We start from the raw sequence: 543 nt of genomic DNA on the forward strand, positions 1-543 counted from the left end.
TTTTGATGTTGAACATTACCTTGCCGGACGGTTCAGTCCGCCAATACGAATCGCCCGTTACCGTGGCACAGATTGCCGCGTCTATCGGAGCAGGTTTGGCAAAGGCGACGGTGGCGGGTAAGGTAAACGGCAAATTGGTCGATGCGTGCGATCCGATTACCGAAGATTCAACCGTCCAAATCATTACCCCGAAAGATCAAGAAGGCGTCGAAATCATCCGCCACTCTTGTGCCCACCTTGTTGGTCATGCGGTCAAGCAACTTTATCCCAACGCAAAAATGGTTATCGGCCCCGTGATTGAAGAGGGCTTTTATTACGATATCGCAACGGAAAAACCATTTACACCCGAAGATGTTGCCGCTATCGAAGCGCGCATGAAAGAATTGATTGCACAAGATTATGATGTAATCAAAATCATGACCCCGCGTGCCGAAACCATCAAAATTTTCCAAGATCGCGGCGAAGAATACAAACTGCGCCTGATTGACGATATGCCTGAAGTTGAAGCAATGGGTATGTATCATCATCAGGAATATGTCGATA

1 protein-coding gene is annotated in these 543 nt (G+C 47.7%); it reads left to right on the forward strand.

Translation table 11 applies throughout. From position 1 onward, the window contains the following. Positions 1 to 5: 5 nt before the first annotated feature. Positions 6 to 543 (forward strand): TGS domain-containing protein (locus ACTHUR_RS17400; RefSeq protein WP_440399965.1); only part of this gene is annotated, 538 nt, incomplete at its 3' end.

It is taken from the genome of Neisseria sp. P0021.S007 (genome assembly GCF_051956855.1).